This is a genomic window from Geobacter argillaceus, assembly GCF_007830735.1.
Classification (GTDB): domain Bacteria; phylum Desulfobacterota; class Desulfuromonadia; order Geobacterales; family DSM-12255; genus Geomobilibacter; species Geomobilibacter argillaceus.
Genome location: NZ_VLLN01000007.1, coordinates 22,148 through 38,701, shown reverse-complemented (window position 1 = coordinate 38,701; position 16,554 = coordinate 22,148). Strand labels below are relative to the sequence as shown.

Below are 16,554 nucleotides of genomic sequence, written 5' to 3'. Positions count from 1 at the left end.
GCATATTCAGCCGTGCCGGGAAACGTTTTCATGAGGCTGAAATACCCAACGGCCGACTCGTTTACAGGGTCGGCCGTTGGGTATTCACGAGGATAGGCGCTGCTGGCAGGGAATATGGGGTCAGCAGCAGCTCATGGCTTCTTGGGCACTGCCGGAGCAGCCGGTGCCGGCAGTCTGTCCGGTAACGGAGCCCGTCCCCCACCGGCCAGGTAATTTGCCGCAAAAATATAGTCATCCAGGTAGTCACGTTTCCCATCACCATTCAGATCGTAGCGGGGTGCCTCCTTGGTGCCCCGCTCAGTGAGAAAGAGAGGAAAGGTTCTCTCCGAGAGCACTTTGAGATCGCCAAGACTCCGGGCGTTAAGCGGCTGGGCCACGGTCAGGGGAATCCTGATGCTCGACGCTTCCAGGGATACCGTCAATGCGGCTTCGTTCGTATTCAACGCAGGAAGCGCCTCAATAAGCCACTCCCCGCCCTCGCCCTGTTGAAGGGAGAGCAGTTTGGCGTGCTTCAGAGCGAAGCTGGGGGTCTCCTTACCGGACTCACCAAGACGAACGGTGAGACGTACGCTGGTTTTGCCGTCACTCAGAACGACACCGGGTGCCTGGCTGTAGGGGAGCTCCGTGGAGAGCTCGAACAGGGCGAGCAGTTTCTCCATGGTCAGCTTCTCAGAAGAGGTCCTGATCTTCTCGCTCACGGACGGGTAGACGATGTCTTTCTTTTCGACCGGCGCTTTCTTTTCCTCCGGCTCAGCCTTGCCCCTATCGCGAGCCTGTTCATCCACTGCCTCTTGGTTCGGGAGCGGTTGCTGATCAGCCTTCTGCGTCTCAGCCTTATACTCAGCCTTTTTCTCCGGCTGGCTCGTGGCAGCGTCGCCGGGCATTGACACCGTGCCCAGATACACCGAACCGCCTGTCGATGTGCCTGCGATCCCTGTAGCCCCGCTACCGCCGGCTCCCGTCGTTATGGGTATTGACGGGGTGGTCGGAGTCGGTGTGCCAGGTGCCGTTGTGTCGGTTTGGACAGTCTGGGAAGCATACGTTGCCGGGGCGTTACTGTAACTGGTAGTGACGGCAAGAGGTGCTCCCGAACTGTTGATCAGTGAAGCGGTAAGGCCGGTAAGCGATCCGGCTGCACCAGCTTTCTTGTCAAACGTGATCGCCGCAATGACGCCCGTTCCGGAAAAACCGCTCGTGCTCAGCGCACCGATCCTGATCACTCCCGGCACATTGGGGTTGGCCGCGAAGAGAGCATTGGCCAGCAACGTCCCCTGCACCACCCGAGGATTGCCCAACGTCGAGGAATCATAGGTTACGGTTACATCAAGCCCTGAAACTCCGGAGAACCCAATCCCCTGGATCGCATAAACTCCGTCTCCTGTCGGGGAAGCGGTAATACTGGCAGCCTCGGCCACAACGCTCCACCCGGGAAGCCCGACAGATAACGCCAGCAACAAAAGGACTCCTCTGACCAGCAGGGCTGAGACAAATTTTCTGGCACGCATCATTAAATGGCATCTCCTTTCGATCACCGCACCTATCTGCCTCCGTGCTCATTACCAGGATACAGTAGCAAGCTTTTCTCTCACGTCAAGCATCGGTGACAGCGCCTGCAGCAGCGCACCCACAGACGCTGAAAAAGCGGCCGAAGCCGCCTGTTGATTACACTCTTGTCAATTGCCGGTACTTGATGCGGTGGGGACGGTCCGCCTCGGCCCCGAGACGTTTCTTGCGATCCTCTTCGTATTCCGAGTAGTTCCCCTCGAACCAGACGACCCGGCTCTCTCCCTCGAAGGCGAGGATATGGGTGGCGATCCGGTCCAGGAACCACCGGTCGTGGGAGATGACCACGGCGCAGCCGCCGAAGTTCTCCAGCGCCTCTTCCAGTGCCCGCATGGTGTTCACGTCCAGATCGTTGGTCGGTTCGTCCAGCAGGATGACGTTGCCCCCCTCTTTCAACATCTTGGCCAGGTGAACCCGGTTGCGCTCGCCGCCGGAGAGCATCCCGACCTTTTTCTGCTGATCCGAGCCGGAGAAGTTGAAACGGGACACATAAGCCCGGGAGTTGACCGAAAGCCTGCCCAACTGCACTACATCGGCACCGCCGGAGATCTCCTCCCAGAGCGTGCGGTTAGGGTCCAGCGCATCCCGGCTCTGATCGACACAGGCGAGCTTCACCGTTTCGCCGATCCTGAACGTGCCGGAATCCGCCGTTTCCTGGCCGGTTATCATCCGGAACAGGGTTGTCTTGCCGGCGCCGTTGGGGCCGATTACGCCGACGATACCGCCGCGGGGCAGCCTGAACTGGAGATTCTCGAACAGGAGCCGGTCGCCATAGGCCTTGGCGACGTTGTCGGCTTCAATGACGATATCGCCCAGCCGTGGGCCTGCCGGAATATAGATCTCCAGGTCGCGGGCCTGCTTTTCGCCCTCCTGGGCCACCAACTGTTCATAAGCGGTGATCCTGGCCTGGGACTTGGCATGACGCCCCTTGGGCGACATCCTGATCCATTCCAGTTCCCGCTGCAGCGTCTTCTGCCGGTCACTCTCCTGCTTCTCCTGCGTGGCCAGCCGTGCCTGCTTCTGCTCCAGCCACGAGGAATAGTTCCCCTTCCAGGGGATTCCCTCGCCCCGGTCCAGTTCTAGAATCCATCCCGCCACATTGTCCAGGAAGTAGCGGTCGTGGGTGACGGCTATGACCGTGCCGGGATAGGTGTGCAGGTGGTGCTCCAACCAGGCGATGGTCTCGGCGTCCAGGTGGTTGGTCGGCTCATCCAGGAGGAGGATATCCGGCTTCTGGAGCAAGAGCCGGCAGAGCGCCACCCGGCGCTTCTCGCCGCCGGAAAGGACCGTGACCGGCGTGTCGCCGTCAGGGCAGCGCAGGGCGTCCATGGCCATCTCCAGGCGGGAGTCCAGGTCCCAGGCGTCCAGGTGGTCGAGCTTTTCCTGTACTTCGGCCTGCCGGTCGCAGAGCTTGGTCATCTCGTCGTCCGACATCGGCTCGCTAAACTTCGCATTGATGTCGTTGAACTCGTTCACCAGATCAACAACCTGCTGAACCCCCTCCTCCACAACCTGCCGCACGGTCTTGGCCTCGTCCAGCCGCGGCTCCTGCTCCAGATAGCCAACCGTGTAGCCGGGCGAGAGAACGGCCTGGCCATTGAACTCCTTGTCCACCCCGGCCATGATGCGCAACAGCGAGCTCTTCCCTGAGCCGTTGAGACCCAGCACCCCGATCTTGGCACCGTAGAAATAGGAAAGGGAAATGTCCTTGATGACCGGTTTCTTGTCATATAACTTGGAGACCCGCATCATGGTGTAAATGATCTTGTTCGGTTCGGTACTCATGTCTTACGCTGCTCCTTCCAAATGTAGTCGGTCTCGTGACCGCAAAGTATTGGCAAAAAAAAGGCAGCCAGCGCTCTGACTGCCTTTCTCAACTGGTTGTGTCCGACCTTATTTGCGCAGCACCTTGATGACGGCCGAGAAATCCTCCTCACCGCGGCCATCCTTGTCCGCCTGCTCATAGAGACGACGGGCACAGGCAACGCCGGGAAGATCGAGCTCCAACTTCTGGGCAGCGTCCATCACCAGTTCCAGCTGATCATGGACATACTTGAGGGCCAGGTTACGGGTGAAATCTCCCCGGGCCATGGTTCGCCCCTTGGAGTGGAAGAGCGGCGATGCCACTCCACCGGAGTCGAGGACCTCCAGGATCTTGTCGGCGTTGAAGCCCATCTTTTCCCCGAAGACCAATGCCTCGGACAGGGCCTGGATCAACTCCGCCTGCACCAGGTTGACAATGAACTTCATCCGTGTAGCGTCACCCACGCCACCGACATGGATAATATTGAGGCCAAAGAAGGAGAAGAGCTCCCGGCAACGGCCAACCAGCGCAGGATCGCCGCCGGCAAGGATGGTGAGCAGGCCGTTCACCGCATGTTCTTTAGTACCCCAAACCGGGGCATCCAGAAAGAACACCCGATGGTGTGCGGCTTCCTCAGCCATTTCAATGGTGCTTTCAAGGGAGTGGGTCCCCATGTCAACCAGAATCGTTCCCGGGTCGATGCCGGCAAAGAGGCCGTCATCGCCATAGATATCAGGACGTAGCCGCTCCTTCTCGGGTCGGATGTAGAGAACCACGTCCTTGCCCTTGGCCACTTCTCTGGGAGTGCCGGCTTCAGAGGCGCCTAGCTTGACCAATTCGGAGACAACCGAGGAATCCGAATCGTAGACGGTCAATGCGTAGTTACCCTTGGTAAGATTGGAGGCCATGTACCGGCCAACCGTACCGAGCCCTAAAAACCCGACTTTTTTCAGCATGTTGTTCCTCCCAGAGCATAAAAATTCATTCTGCCAAGCATCTGCACACAGGTGCCAATACTATACTTGAAAGAACACTGTTTGCAACTGATAATCATCGGTGTTTGACGACCCCGATTCGCTCGCACAGGTAGGCCAGCCGGCAGGTTGAGCAGCGTGGGGAGACCGGATGGCAGTGGTTCTGACCAAAGGTCACCAGCAGGTCATTGATACTGAGCCAGTATTCAGCGGGCAGTCGCTCCCGCAAGGCGAACTCGGTCTCCTCGGGGCTCTTCGTCCGTACGTACCCCCAGCGATTGCAGATCCGGTGGACATGGGTATCGACACAGATGCCCGGCTTGTCGAACCCGAGCGTCACCACCAGGTTGGCGGTTTTTCTCCCCACCCCTTTCAGCTTGAGCAGCTCGTCGACTTCATCGGGTACCTTCCCTCCGTAGTCGGTAATAAGCCGCCCACAGAGTTCCCGGATCTGTTTTGCCTTGTTCCGGTAAAATCCTACCGGATATATGGCCTCCACAATCTCTTCCTCGGACAGAGCCGCCATGGCAGCCGGCGATCCGGCACGGGCGAACAGACGTTGCGATGCGGGACCGGTGGTCCGGTCCTGGGTCCGAAGCGACAGGATGCACGAGATGAGCACCTTGAACGGATCGCCTTCACGCTGGGAAACAATGGTGACTGCGGGCGTCTGCCACTGTTTGACCTCTTCCCGGAGGATAAGGATTGCTTCATGTATCTCTGAATCGGTCATATTCCTCCCCTTCCCGTTTGCATCTTGACCGCCGATGTCATACTATAACCCGATCCACGAAAATGACTGCCTCGTTACCGTAACCTCACTGATCCAGGGTTCACTTCAGGAGTAAATTGTATGACAAAAATAGACCTGCATGTCCACTCGACCTGCTCCGACGGACTTTTCTCCCCCGAAGAGGTGGTGAGAAAAGCCGCCGCCGAGGGGGTAACCCTGCTGGCACTGGCCGATCACGACTCAATAACCGGTGTGCCCGCAGCCATTGCCTTTGGCGCTGCGATCGGGGTCACGGTCATCGCTGCCATGGAATTGTCGGTGGAATACCTTCAATACCACGACGTCCACCTCCTGGGATACGGCATCGACGCCACGGATGCCCGGTTGTCAAAGCTGCTCGGATCGTTTCAGGAACGGCGGGACACCCGCGGCGAACGGATTGTGGAGCGGATCAACGCAAAACTAACGGGTGAGAATCGTGCCAAAATTTCCGTGGAGGAAGTGCGGGCTCTTGCCGAAGGCGCCTTGGGACGGCCCCACATTGCCAGGGTGCTCATGGAAGCCGGCTACGCAAAAGAGATGGAAGAAGCGTTCAAGAGGTATCTGGAACCGTGCAACGTGCCGAAGGAATATTTTCCCGTAGCCGATGCCATTGCCGAGATCCATCGCCTCGGTGGAGTCGCGATACTGGCACACCCCCAAAGCGTCAGTGACGATCGGACAACCATCCGGCGCGTGGTCGGTGAATTGAAAACGCTGGGACTGGATGGGATTGAAGCCCACAACACCATGGGAACAGCCAACGATGCCCTGATCCTGGAGCGTCTGGCCATGGATCTGGGGCTCTTGGCAACCGGCGGCTCCGATTTCCATGGGTTCGGTGACGACAGCCCGCTTGGCACCATCCGCGGCGTCCCTATTCCGGCCAAGTGCGGGACTGAACTGCTGGTTCGTCTCAACGGGCAGCAGGAAAAACGCTGAGCGCCCTACTCCTTGTACCGCTTGTAGGACACTACCTGCATGCTGTCCACGACCTTATTGACCCCTGCGACATTTTCAACGATGGCAACGGCTTTTTGTCTCTCATCTTCAGAGTAGACATGGCCGATCAGACTCACCACACCTTTTTTTACAGCGAGTTTCAGGGGGAGGCTTTCGATATCACCCGACATGAGCAGTTCGGTTTCCACCTTTTTCCTGAGGATCATGTTATCAAGCTGTTTCAGGGACTCATCCTCACGCTCTTTCAGGCGAGGGTCGCGGGCCGCGGCCACGATCATGTCGACGGTGGTACCTTTCCCCAAAACACTGCTGTTGATCGTCAGGTCATACCCGAGCGGGTCCTGCCAGTCACGGTCGAAGTAATAACGGATAAATCCGCCACGCTGGATGTCGCTCTTTCTGATAAGCTCACGGGCAAGATCGGGGTCGATCCATTCCCGTTCGGCAAAACGCTCCACCCGCTCCTCGAACGGTGCGACAAGACGGAGGCGAAGCACGTTGGTCATGCCGAGGAGCAGATCCTGACCGCCACGACCGTAGAGAATCACGTTCCCGGCACGGGCAAAATCCAGCATGATCAGTTCGATTATGTTAAGGTATGCTGCCTGCTGCCGGTCTTCCGCCGTCCTGTAGGCCGGCAGTTTTTCGTCGAAACGTTCGAGAATTTCGTCGGTGATGCCGTATTGGGGAGCCATTTCGGCAATCTTCGGCCCGTCAACCAGGGTATATTTCAGCTTTTTCGCCACTTCCCTGGCGATCTGGTATGCACCGGTTCCCATTTCCCGCGAGATCGTAATGATTGCCATCGTAAGCCGCACCTCCTCTGAAATTCGACGGATTGTAGCACGAGCCGACCATGTATACAAGACTCTAGCCGGCAGCAAATCATAAATGAGGTATTTAATGTATCAATTCATCCTCCGCTTCCTGCTCTTTGCCGTCGTACACTCCGTCCTGGCAGTTCCCGGCACAAAAAACCGCATCATCGGTATACTGGGCCAGTTCGGTACCTGGTATCGACTCGGCTACAACATCCTGTCACTGCTGCTTTTCTTCTGGGTGATGCTCGCCTGGCCACACCCGCCGGTGCTCTACTTCATACCCGGGGTCTGGGGACCGCTCTGCTACCTGCTCCAGATCGGCGTTGCGGTACTTCTCTGCCGTTGCGCAGTCCAGTTGAATATTATGGAATTTCTGGGGGTCAGACGGACACAGATCCGCAATGAGCCGACAAAGCTCATCCTGAGCGGCTGTTACGGCTGGGTGCGCCATCCCCAGTATACCCTGGCCATCGCCTTTCTCGCTCTGAACCCGGTGATGACCGGCCGCTGGCTGGCACTGACGATTCTATCAACCGCGTATTTCGTTATCGGTGCCTGGCTGGAGGAAAAACGGCTACTGACAGAACTGGGAGAAGAGTATCGCCAATATAAGGAGAGAGTGCCGATGTTCGTGCCGACCCGACGATGATGGCACCAATGCGCTTCACGGGAACGCCCCCCATCGCTACCTCGTATCCCGGTACAACGCATCGGCAGGTGCGGCGGAAACGGTTATCCCTTCCCGCTCCAAAAGGTCGCCGGTTGCTTTCAGCAACTGACTGATGGCAGTTACATAGGCGACCTGGGCCTTGATCTGGTTGCTTCTGGCCGTGGCAAGGTCGTTCTCCACGTCAAGGACATCCTTGGTCGTGGCCAAACCCACCTCATTCTTCTTGAGATAGGCCTTGAGCCGCTCCTCGGCATAAGCCCTTCCCCGATCAGTCACTTCAAGCTGCTTATAGGTAGTCTGTACCGCCCTCAGGGAGGTTCTGGTTTCAGCCATAATGGCTTCCAGCAGACTGGAGATCTGAACCCTGGTCTGTTCCGTCTTGAGACGACTCTTGATGTAGTCATTCTCTGCCGACTGGTTTCCCAGCGGATAGTCCAGCTGCAACCCGATGTTCCAGACCGGATAATCTGTGGAACCTACCTGTTCGACAGTTCGCACATACCTTTCGGCGAGGCCTGTCATGGCAACGCTGGCATTCAGATTCAGGTCCGGGAGGGTGCGCGCCTTGGCGACACGCGTCTGAACCTCACTGGTGGCCAGCTGGCTCTGCAGCTCCTCCAGTTCCGGGCGTTGAGCCAGGGCACGGCGAATGGCATCGTCTTCGTTCATGGAAAATTCGGTACGGCTCGGCGTATCGGTCGTCACGATATCGCCGGCCCCTTCCATATGGAGCAGGACGCGGAGCAGATCAACCTGATCCCTCACCACTTTTTCGGCGTCAATCACATCCTTTTCTCGGGAGGCAACGCCGAACTGGGCGTTCAATATTTCCATTGCCGGAAGAACACCAGCCTTTACCCTGGCTTCAGTCTCGGACAGAACGCGCTTCGCCAGATCAAGAGAAACCCTCTTCGATGCGAGGTCATCACGCAGACTGCCCAGCTTGTAGTATTCACTCTCGACTTGGGCGACGGTGCTGAGAAGTTTGCCCTTAAAGCGCTTCAGTGAACCGTCCTTGCTCAACTCGGCCACACGGATGTTCAATTCGGTAGTATCACGGCCAAAGTTCTTCAGCAGCGGCTGGCTCAGGGAAAGGGTGACATCCGACTGCCAATAATTGTTGAAGGTGGCAAAGCTGGAGTTGGTGTCGGTATAGAGGTTATCGTAGGCGAGACTGACGGTGCCACCGGTGGGCAAGAGGCGATAGGCTCCGGGAGCTATCTTAAATGTTTTCACCTTGTTGCCGGAGACCCTGCTGATTGCCACGGTTGTCGAATCCTGGTAGCTGGTGCCCAGCGTCAGATGGGTTTCATAGATCGCCCGGTTCTTGCGCAGGTCTGCCTCTGCCTGGGCCGGGTTGTAAAGCTCGGCCCTGACGTCGAGATTCTTTTCCACGGCCTGCCTGAGAGCCTCTTTAAGGGTGAGCGAAACGGTGCCATCCTGGGCAAATGCCGTGCTTCCCGCAAAGACGATGGTTAATGCCAGCATGGGCAAGCGCATGAATTTTCTCCTTTTTCAGCACAATTGTCAGCAGGCTGACAATTGGTCGTATGGTAGTCAAAATGAAAAAGAACTCAAGCTCTTTATCAAGGTCACCGATAACTTAATCATTTAAACCCACTAACTTATATCATGAAGGGGGCATACATGGAACCCACGGCTAATGCCGTTTTGCTGGAGAGCGATACCAATGAATTGGAGATCGTTGAATTCCGGGTGGACGAGGTCGATGCATCCGGTACGGTGATCCCCTGCTATTATGGAGTCAACGTAGCCAAGGTACGGGAAATCATCCGCCTTCCCCATCTCTGGAAAAGCTTTCACAGCCATGCTGCAGTCGAAGGGATGATTCAGCTCCGCGACCAGGTGATTGCCGTGATCAACCTGGCGACACTTCTCAACAAGTCTGCTGACGGAATCGATCCGGATCGGGTAATCGTCCTGGAATTCAACAGGATGAAGGTCGGCGTCCTTGTCCATTCGGTGTCGCGCATCTACAGGATATCCTGGGAACAGGTAGAGCCTCCCGGTCCCATGGTCAGTTGTACCCAGATCACCGGTCTGGTCAAGATGGCCGACCGGATCATTCTCGTTCTTGACTTTGAAAAGATCATCGGCGAGCTGGCCGGCACCTCACTGTTCTTTGCCCTCGATGAAAAACTGCTCTCCGGACAGGAATCCCAGGACCGGACAACCCGGCGGATACTGGTGGCCGACGACTCGCCCTTTATCAGGAATACCATGTGCAGCAAGTTACGCGGTGCCGGCTACCAGGTGGAAGAGGCGTCAAATGGCGAGGAGGCCTGGGACCTGCTCGCGGCAAAGCTGGAACGCTGCAAGGCAACCGGCTGTAACCTCAGCGATGAGGTCAGCCTACTCATTACCGATGTCGAAATGCCGAAAATGGATGGCCTGCACCTTACCTCGCGGGTAAAGAAAAACACCGACCTCTCCCAGCTGCCGGTTGTTATCTTTTCCTCGCTGGCCAGCGAAGACAACATCCGCAAGTGGCACTCACTGGGTGCTGACGGGATCATCACCAAACCCGACCTCCCCAATCTCGTCTCGGTTGCGGATCGTCTCCTGTTTGGTAGCGAGCTAGCAAGTTTATAAAAAAACGCAGCAGTCCGGTTGCGGTTGACGCATAGCAGATTTTTATCTCAGACAAAAAAGGGCGCCCCGAATCGATCGGGACGCCCTTTTTGATCACTGTTCGCAACGGCAAACTATTTCAAGCGATCCGCATAAAGGGGAAACCGGGACATGAGTGCATTCACCTTTACCTTTATCTCGGCAAGCTTCGCTTCGTTGGCCGGATCAGCCAAAATGTCGGCGATGAAATCGGCTACCTGCGCCATCTCAGCTTCCTTCAGGCCATGGCTGGTGGCTGCCGGCGTACCGATCCTGATGCCGGACGTGACGAACGGCGAGCGGGTCTCGAACGGCACGGTGTTCTTGTTGACCGTGATGCCAGCCTTGTCCAGGGCCTCTTCGGCAACCTTGCCGGTCAGTTCGGTGCCGCTGAAGTCCAGCAGCATGAGATGATTGTCGGTACCGCCGGAGACGAGCTTGAAGCCGCGGCCCTGGAGGCTCTGAGCGAGTGCCGCAGCGTTCTTTACAATCTGCTCCTGATAGCTCTTGAACTCAGGGGTCAAGGCCTCTTTGAAGGCCACCGCCTTGGCGGCAATGGCATGCACCAACGGGCCACCCTGAATACCGGGGAAGATCTGGGAGTTGAGGGTCTTGGCAAACTCCTCACGACAGAGGATCATGCCGCCCCGCGGACCGCGCAAGGTCTTGTGGGTGGTCGTGGTGACGAACTCCGCATACGGAACCGGGTTCGGATGGAGTCCAGTGGCAACCAGACCGGCAATATGGGCCATATCCACCATCACGACCGCCCCGACCTTGTCGGCAATGGTCCGGAAGGCTGCGAAATCGATGATCCTGGGATACGCGCTTGCACCGACCACGATCATTTTCGGCTTGTGTTCAAGGGCCAGTCGTTCCACCTCTTCGTAATCGATCCGCTGCGTCTCCGGACTAACGCCGTAGGGAACGATCGTAAAGAACCGGCCGGAAAAGTTCACCGGGCTGCCGTGGGTCAAATGCCCGCCGTGGGACAGGTTCATGCCGAGGACCGTGTCGCCGGGCTTCAGGGCGGCAAAGTAGACGGCCATATTGGCCTGCGAACCTGAATGGGGCTGAACGTTGGCGTGATCCGCACCGAACAGCTGCTTTGCCCGCTCAATGGCCAGATTCTCCACGATGTCCGCATTGTGGCAGCCGCCGTAGTAACGCTTGCCAGGATACCCCTCGGCATACTTGTTGGTAAATATGGAACCCTGGGCCTCCAGGACAGCTTCGGAAACGAAGTTCTCGGAGGCGATCAGCTCCAGGTTGTACTCCTGACGCTCAGTCTCCTGCCTGATAGCGTTGGCAACTTCCGGATCAAAGGTCTCAAGAATCGACATGGTGGTCATTCTCCTTGTGTATACGCGTGGTAAAAAAGCAAACGGGACTGCAAAGTCCCGTCCGTTACTCTCTTATTGCCCTGATTAAGGGCCGGTTACTCAACAGGTACAGAGTTCCTGTTCAATGGCGGCAATCTTGTCGAGACGGCCCTGGTGACGGCCGCCTTCAAAAGCGGCATCCAGCCAGGCAACAACCATCTCGCGGGCAAGCTCGGGAGTCAGCACCCGACCGCCAAGAACAAGGATATTGGCGTTGTTGTGCTCCTTGGCCATGCGTGCCATGAAAACATCGGTAGCCAGGGCCGCACGCACCCGGGGGAACTTGTTGGCCACAATGGACATGCCGATGCCGGTACCGCACACAAGAATCCCGGTAACGCCGTCGCTATTGGAGACCCGGCGGGCCACCTTGATGCCGAAATCCGGATAATCCACGGAATTGTTGCTATCCGTGCCACAGTCTTCGAAAGGAATCCCCCGCTCAGTGAGGAGTGCCTTGATGGCCTCCTTGAGCGCTAGGCCTCCGTGGTCGTTCCCCAGCAGAATCATCGTTGCTCGCTCCCTAGATCTTCTTGAACAGGAGGCTTGCATTGGTCCCGCCAAAGCCGAAGTTGTTGCTCATGGCGTAGGTGATCTGCTTCTCCCGGGCGGTATTGGGGACATAATCCAGGTCGCACTCCGGATCGGGCTCCTGATAGTTGATCGTGGGAGGAAGCACCCCATGCTCCAGGGACAGAACCGAATAGACCGCCTCAATCCCGCCGGCAGCACCCAGCAGGTGACCGGTCATGGACTTGGTGGACGAAACCGCCAACTTGCCGGCATGGTTACCGAACACAGTTTTGATGGCCATGGTCTCATAAAGATCGTTGTACGGGGTCGAAGTCCCGTGGGCATTGATGTAGTCAACCTGCTCTGGGTTGACCCCTGCGCCGGCAAGGGCCATCTTGATGCAGCGGGCAGCCCCTTCTCCACCCGGAGCCGGAGCAGTCAGATGATAGGCGTCACCGGTCAGGCCGTAGCCGACCACTTCGGCGTAGATGCGTGCCCCGCGCTTCCTGGCCGATTCATACTCCTCCAGTACCACAATGCCGGCACCTTCGCCCATGACGAACCCGTCGCGGTTCTTCTCAAACGGACGCGAAGCGGCCGTCGGATCGTCGTTGCGGTCCGACAGAGCCTTCATAACGGCAAAACCACCGATGCCCAGCGGAGTCACGGTCGATTCGGTGCCGCCGGCGATCATGGCATCGGCATCGCCACGCTTGATCATGTGGTAGGCATCGCCAATGGAGTGGGTGCCGGTGGCGCAGGCGGAAACGGAGGAAAGGTTGGGCCCTTTTGCACCGTACTTGATGGAGATGTGACCAGGAGCCAGATTGATGATGAGCATGGGGATGAAGAACGGCGAGATCTTCCGGTAGCCACCTTCGAGCATCGCCGAGTGGTACCGCTCGATCGTCGGCAATCCGCCCAGACCGGCCCCAACAAGGACGCCAACCCGTTCGGCGTTAGCCTCGTCGATCACCAGGCCGGAATCCTCCATGGCGAAGTGAGCGGCAGCGAGTGAGTACTGGATAAAGAGATCCATCTTCTTGATCTCTTTCTTGTCAATAAACGCCTCTGGATTGAAATCCTTGACCTCACCGGCAATCCGCACCGGCAGATCACTTGCATCAAAGCGGGTGATCGGACCGATTCCCGAACGCCCGTTCACCAGGGCATCCCAGTTCGCCTTATTGCCGGTCCCCAGCGGCGACACAACGCCAACGCCGGTCACGACGACTCTTCTCATCTAATGCTCTCCTCTCACAGCGTATCCGTATTGATCTTAAAAAAAAGGGGAAGTCTATCCTTCCCCCTTTCCAGCCTAGGTGTGCTCGGTGATATAGTCGATGGCATCCTGAACGGTCTGAATCTTCTCGGCGTTCTCATCGGAGATCTCGATGTCGAATTCTTCTTCCAGGGCCATAACCAGTTCCACCGTATCGAGGGAATCTGCACCGAGGTCGTCCATGAACGACGATTCGTTGTTAACCTGAGCCTCGTCAACGCCGAGTTGCTCGGCAACGATTTCCTTGATCCGTTTTTCTATTGATGCTGACATGCTGCGCACCTCCATTGTTTGTTGTAGTAACCCATGACAGGTTTCAAGCGGTTGTATCGCCCCATGCTACATAGCATGAAACAGGTATTTTGCAATAGATATTTTTCTAATCTCGTTTCAGTCCGGAAGCGGTTCTTTCCAGAAATCGGAAACTGCTACATGTACATACCGCCATTGACCGAAAGCACTTCACCGGTAATGTAACCGGACAGATCCGAGGCGAAGAACAGCACGGCATTTGCGACGTCATCCACGCTTCCCAGTCGTTCCAGGGGGATCTGTTGGTGAAGCGCTTCGCGGGTCTTTTCCGGCAGGGCCTCGGTCATGTCGGTTTCGATGAAGCCGGGGGCCACGGAATTGACCGTAACATTGCGCCGGGCGAGTTCCTTGGCAACAGCCCTGGTCAGACCGTCGATACCGGCCTTGCTGGCGCAGTAATTCGCCTGGCCGGCGTTCCCCATGAGCCCCACAACGGAACTGATGTTGATGATCCTGCCAAACCGTGCCTTGGTCATGAGCTTGGATGCCTCGCGGGTGCAGAGAAAGGTCCCCCGCAGGTTGGTATCAATCACCGCCTGCCAGTCGCTCTCCTTCATCCGCATCAACAGGCCGTCGCGGGTTATGCCGGCGTTGTTGACCAGGACATCCAGGCGACCGAACGTCTCCACAGTGCGGGCCATGAGTGCTGCGACCTCGTCGGCGACGGTCACATCGACCTTGACCGCCAGGGCCTTGCCGCCGGCAGCGATGATCTCGTCAGCCGTTTTCTGGGCAGCTTCCTGCGAGGTTGCGGTGACCACTACCGACGCCCCTTCGGCCGCCAGCCTCAGAGCTACGGCCCTGCCTATGCCGCGCGACGCACCGGTCACCAACGCAACTTTTCCTTGTACCAGCATCGCTTACCCCCCCTGCAGTGCCTTCAGACCGGCAACATCTTCCACGTTGGTCGTGGCAATATCCTTGGTAATCCGCTTCACCAGTCCGCTGAGCACCTTACCGGGTCCGATCTCCACGACACTGGTGACGCCAAGCGCCACCATCTCCTGCACAGAGGCATCCCACAGTACCGGCGCACTAACCTGACGGACCAGGAGCTCCTTTATCCGCCCCTTGTCACTGTTCGGTTTGCCCTCCACATTGGAAATCACCGGAGCTGACATATCGGTGACATCAACCCCGGCCAGGACGCCGGCAAGACGTTCGCCGGCCGGCACCATCAGCGGCGAATGGAACGGCGCACTAACCGGCAGAAGCATCGCTTTTCTGTAGCCACGCCCCTTGGCGATCTCGATGGCCCGGTTCACTGCCGTGGCATGGCCGGCAATGACGATCTGCCCCGGTGAATTGAAGTTGGCCGGACTCACCACTTCGCCTTGAGCAGCCTCGGCACAGATCTCGGCCAGCACGGCCGGCTCGATGCTGAGCATGGCAGCCATGGCACCTACGCCAACCGGAACGGCCTCCTGCATGAAGGCGCCCCGTGCCCTCACCGTCCGGACTGCGTCACCAAATGCCATGGCACCGGCGGCAACCAGGGCAGAATATTCGCCGAGGGAGTGCCCTGCCAGATACTCACCGCTGAGACCGGTTTCCGTCTGCACAACCCGCAGAACCGCAATGCTTGCTGTCAGAATGGCCGGCTGGGTGTTGGTGGTCAGTTTCAGTTCTTCTTCAGGTCCTTCAAAACAGAGCCTTGAGAGGGCGAAGCCGAGCGCATCGTCAGCCTCGGCAAAGGTATCGCGGGCAACGGCAAAGTTTTCCGCCAGCTCCTTCCCCATACCGGCATACTGGGATCCCTGCCCGGGAAATATCAGGGCACGTTTGGCCATGGCAAGCTACTCCTTAGTTCGTAGAGTGGGGATCAGGGTGTTAGAGGCGTATCGATCTGCCAACGGACCGGCACAGCCCCCCAGGTGAGCCCGCCGCCAAAGGCGTCCAACAGGAGAAGATCCCCTTTTCTCACCTTTCCTGCACGGTTCGCCTCGTCCAGGGCGATCGGTATGGAAGCGGACGATGTGTTCCCGAACCGATCGACATTGACGTATACCTTGTCTTCAGGGAATGCAAGGCGCTTGGCCGTGGCATCGATGATCCGCTTGTTGGCCTGGTGGGGAATAAAGAGCGTAACATCCTCCGGCTTCAGACCGTTCAGCTCCAGGGAGCGAACGGCCGATTCCTCCATGGCCCGGACTGCGAGCTTGAAAACGTCGTTCCCCTGCATGGTAATGAACACTTTGCGCTGGTCAATCACTTCGTGCGTAGCAGGGTTACGACTCCCCGGAGCCGGCTGGTACAGGAGTTCGCCATAGCTGCCATCGCTACGCATATAGGAATTCATGATGCCGGCACCGTCCGCGCCTGCCTCAATCACAACGGCGCCGGCGCCATCGCCGAACAGCACGCAGGTATTGCGGTCGGTCCAGTCAAGGATGCGGGTCAGCACCTCGGCACCGATCACCAGCGCCTTTTTGGCCGCACCGGTACGAATAAATTTTTCGGCAACGGAGAGACCGTACACGAATCCGGAACATGCTGCCGAGAGGTCGAAGGCAGCTGCCCGGCTGGCTCCCAAAATGCTCTGCACTACGCAGGCAGTTGAAGGAAACGGATAATCGGGGGTGACCGTGCCCACGATGATCAGATCAAGCTCTTGCGGCGAAACTCCGGCCATGGCCAGAGCCCGCTCTGCTGCACGAACAGCGAAGGTGGAGGTATATTCACCCTCTGAGGCAACGCGGCGTTCCTTGATACCGGTACGACTGATGATCCACTCGTCGCTGGTATCAACAATTTTCTCAAGATCGAAGTTGGTCAGAACCTTTTCCGGGACCGCCGAACCGGTTCCCGTGATCGTTGCCCAGAGCATGACGAAACCTTTCTTGCTTCCATTCGAGACCTCCGAATCG

16 protein-coding genes are annotated in these 16,554 nt (G+C 57.7%); 3 read left to right on the top strand and 13 right to left on the bottom strand.

Annotation, left to right across the window (positions count from 1 at the left end; all coding sequences use genetic code 11):
• Positions 1–131 precede the first annotated feature (131 nt).
• The 4 genes from JN12_RS07270 to JN12_RS07255 form a co-directional block, all read right to left on the bottom strand.
• Positions 132–1,508 (bottom strand): cohesin domain-containing protein, encoded by a 1,377-nt coding sequence (locus tag JN12_RS07270; RefSeq protein ID WP_145020446.1) that lies wholly within the window; start codon positions 1,506–1,508, stop codon positions 132–134.
• A gap of 154 nt (positions 1,509–1,662) precedes the next feature.
• Entirely contained in the window at positions 1,663–3,348 is a 1,686-nt protein-coding gene (gene ettA / locus JN12_RS07265) for an energy-dependent translational throttle protein EttA (protein WP_145020443.1), read from the bottom strand.
• A 108-nt stretch (positions 3,349–3,456) separates the two neighbouring features.
• Positions 3,457–4,323, bottom strand: coding sequence for an NAD(P)-dependent oxidoreductase (locus JN12_RS07260; RefSeq protein ID WP_145020440.1), 867 nt, complete (start codon positions 4,321–4,323; stop codon positions 3,457–3,459).
• Positions 4,324–4,417: 94 nt separating this feature from the next.
• On the bottom strand, positions 4,418–5,074 hold the full coding sequence (locus tag JN12_RS07255) for an endonuclease III domain-containing protein (RefSeq protein ID WP_145020437.1): 657 nt from the start codon (positions 5,072–5,074) through the stop codon (positions 4,418–4,420).
• A 120-nt stretch (positions 5,075–5,194) separates the two neighbouring features.
• On the opposite strand from JN12_RS07255, the gene JN12_RS07250 reads away from it, so the two are divergent.
• Positions 5,195–6,055 carry a PHP domain-containing protein gene (locus JN12_RS07250; RefSeq protein WP_145020434.1) on the top strand — a complete coding sequence of 287 codons (861 nt, stop codon included), beginning with the start codon at positions 5,195–5,197 and terminating at the stop codon, positions 6,053–6,055.
• A gap of 5 nt (positions 6,056–6,060) precedes the next feature.
• On the opposite strand, the gene JN12_RS07245 is transcribed toward JN12_RS07250, so the two are convergent.
• Positions 6,061–6,882 carry a cytidylate kinase family protein gene (locus JN12_RS07245; RefSeq protein ID WP_145020431.1) on the bottom strand — a complete coding sequence of 274 codons (822 nt, stop codon included), beginning with the start codon at positions 6,880–6,882 and terminating at the stop codon, positions 6,061–6,063.
• A 97-nt stretch (positions 6,883–6,979) separates the two neighbouring features.
• Between JN12_RS07245 and JN12_RS07240 the strand changes: the two genes are divergently transcribed.
• Positions 6,980–7,546 (top strand): NnrU family protein, encoded by a 567-nt coding sequence (locus JN12_RS07240; RefSeq protein WP_170241868.1) that lies wholly within the window; start codon positions 6,980–6,982, stop codon positions 7,544–7,546.
• A gap of 36 nt (positions 7,547–7,582) precedes the next feature.
• Here the strand turns inward: JN12_RS07240 and JN12_RS07235 are convergent, their stop codons facing one another.
• Positions 7,583–9,067 carry a TolC family protein gene (locus JN12_RS07235; protein ID WP_145020425.1) on the bottom strand — a complete coding sequence of 495 codons (1,485 nt, stop codon included), beginning with the start codon at positions 9,065–9,067 and terminating at the stop codon, positions 7,583–7,585.
• Between the two features lie 147 nt (positions 9,068–9,214).
• Between JN12_RS07235 and JN12_RS07230 the strand changes: the two genes are divergently transcribed.
• Entirely contained in the window at positions 9,215–10,180 is a 966-nt protein-coding gene (locus tag JN12_RS07230; RefSeq protein WP_145020422.1) for a chemotaxis protein, read from the top strand.
• A 113-nt stretch (positions 10,181–10,293) separates the two neighbouring features.
• Here the strand turns inward: JN12_RS07230 and glyA are convergent, their stop codons facing one another.
• From glyA to JN12_RS07195, 7 genes are all read right to left on the bottom strand, one after another.
• The gene (gene glyA, locus JN12_RS07225; RefSeq protein WP_145020419.1) at positions 10,294–11,541 is read right to left on the bottom strand and encodes a serine hydroxymethyltransferase; all 1,248 of its coding nucleotides are present in this window, start codon (positions 11,539–11,541) and stop codon (positions 10,294–10,296) included.
• A gap of 99 nt (positions 11,542–11,640) precedes the next feature.
• Positions 11,641–12,090, bottom strand: a complete 450-nt coding sequence (gene rpiB, locus JN12_RS07220) for a ribose 5-phosphate isomerase B (RefSeq protein WP_145020417.1) — start codon at positions 12,088–12,090, stop codon at positions 11,641–11,643.
• Between the two features lie 13 nt (positions 12,091–12,103).
• Complete coding sequence (fabF, locus tag JN12_RS07215) at positions 12,104–13,336, bottom strand: beta-ketoacyl-ACP synthase II (protein ID WP_145020413.1); 1,233 nt, start codon at positions 13,334–13,336, stop codon at positions 12,104–12,106.
• 75 nt (positions 13,337–13,411) lie between these two features.
• Positions 13,412–13,648: an acyl carrier protein gene (gene acpP, locus JN12_RS07210; protein ID WP_145020410.1), complete on the bottom strand. Its 237-nt coding sequence runs from the start codon at positions 13,646–13,648 to the stop codon at positions 13,412–13,414.
• 155 nt (positions 13,649–13,803) lie between these two features.
• Positions 13,804–14,544 carry a 3-oxoacyl-[acyl-carrier-protein] reductase gene (gene fabG, locus JN12_RS07205; RefSeq protein WP_145020407.1) on the bottom strand — a complete coding sequence of 247 codons (741 nt, stop codon included), beginning with the start codon at positions 14,542–14,544 and terminating at the stop codon, positions 13,804–13,806.
• A gap of 3 nt (positions 14,545–14,547) precedes the next feature.
• Positions 14,548–15,477, bottom strand: a complete 930-nt coding sequence (gene fabD / locus JN12_RS07200; RefSeq protein WP_145020404.1) for an ACP S-malonyltransferase — start codon at positions 15,475–15,477, stop codon at positions 14,548–14,550.
• A 32-nt stretch (positions 15,478–15,509) separates the two neighbouring features.
• The gene (locus JN12_RS07195) at positions 15,510–16,514 is read right to left on the bottom strand and encodes a beta-ketoacyl-ACP synthase III (protein WP_145020402.1); all 1,005 of its coding nucleotides are present in this window, start codon (positions 16,512–16,514) and stop codon (positions 15,510–15,512) included.
• Positions 16,515–16,554 lie beyond the last annotated feature (40 nt).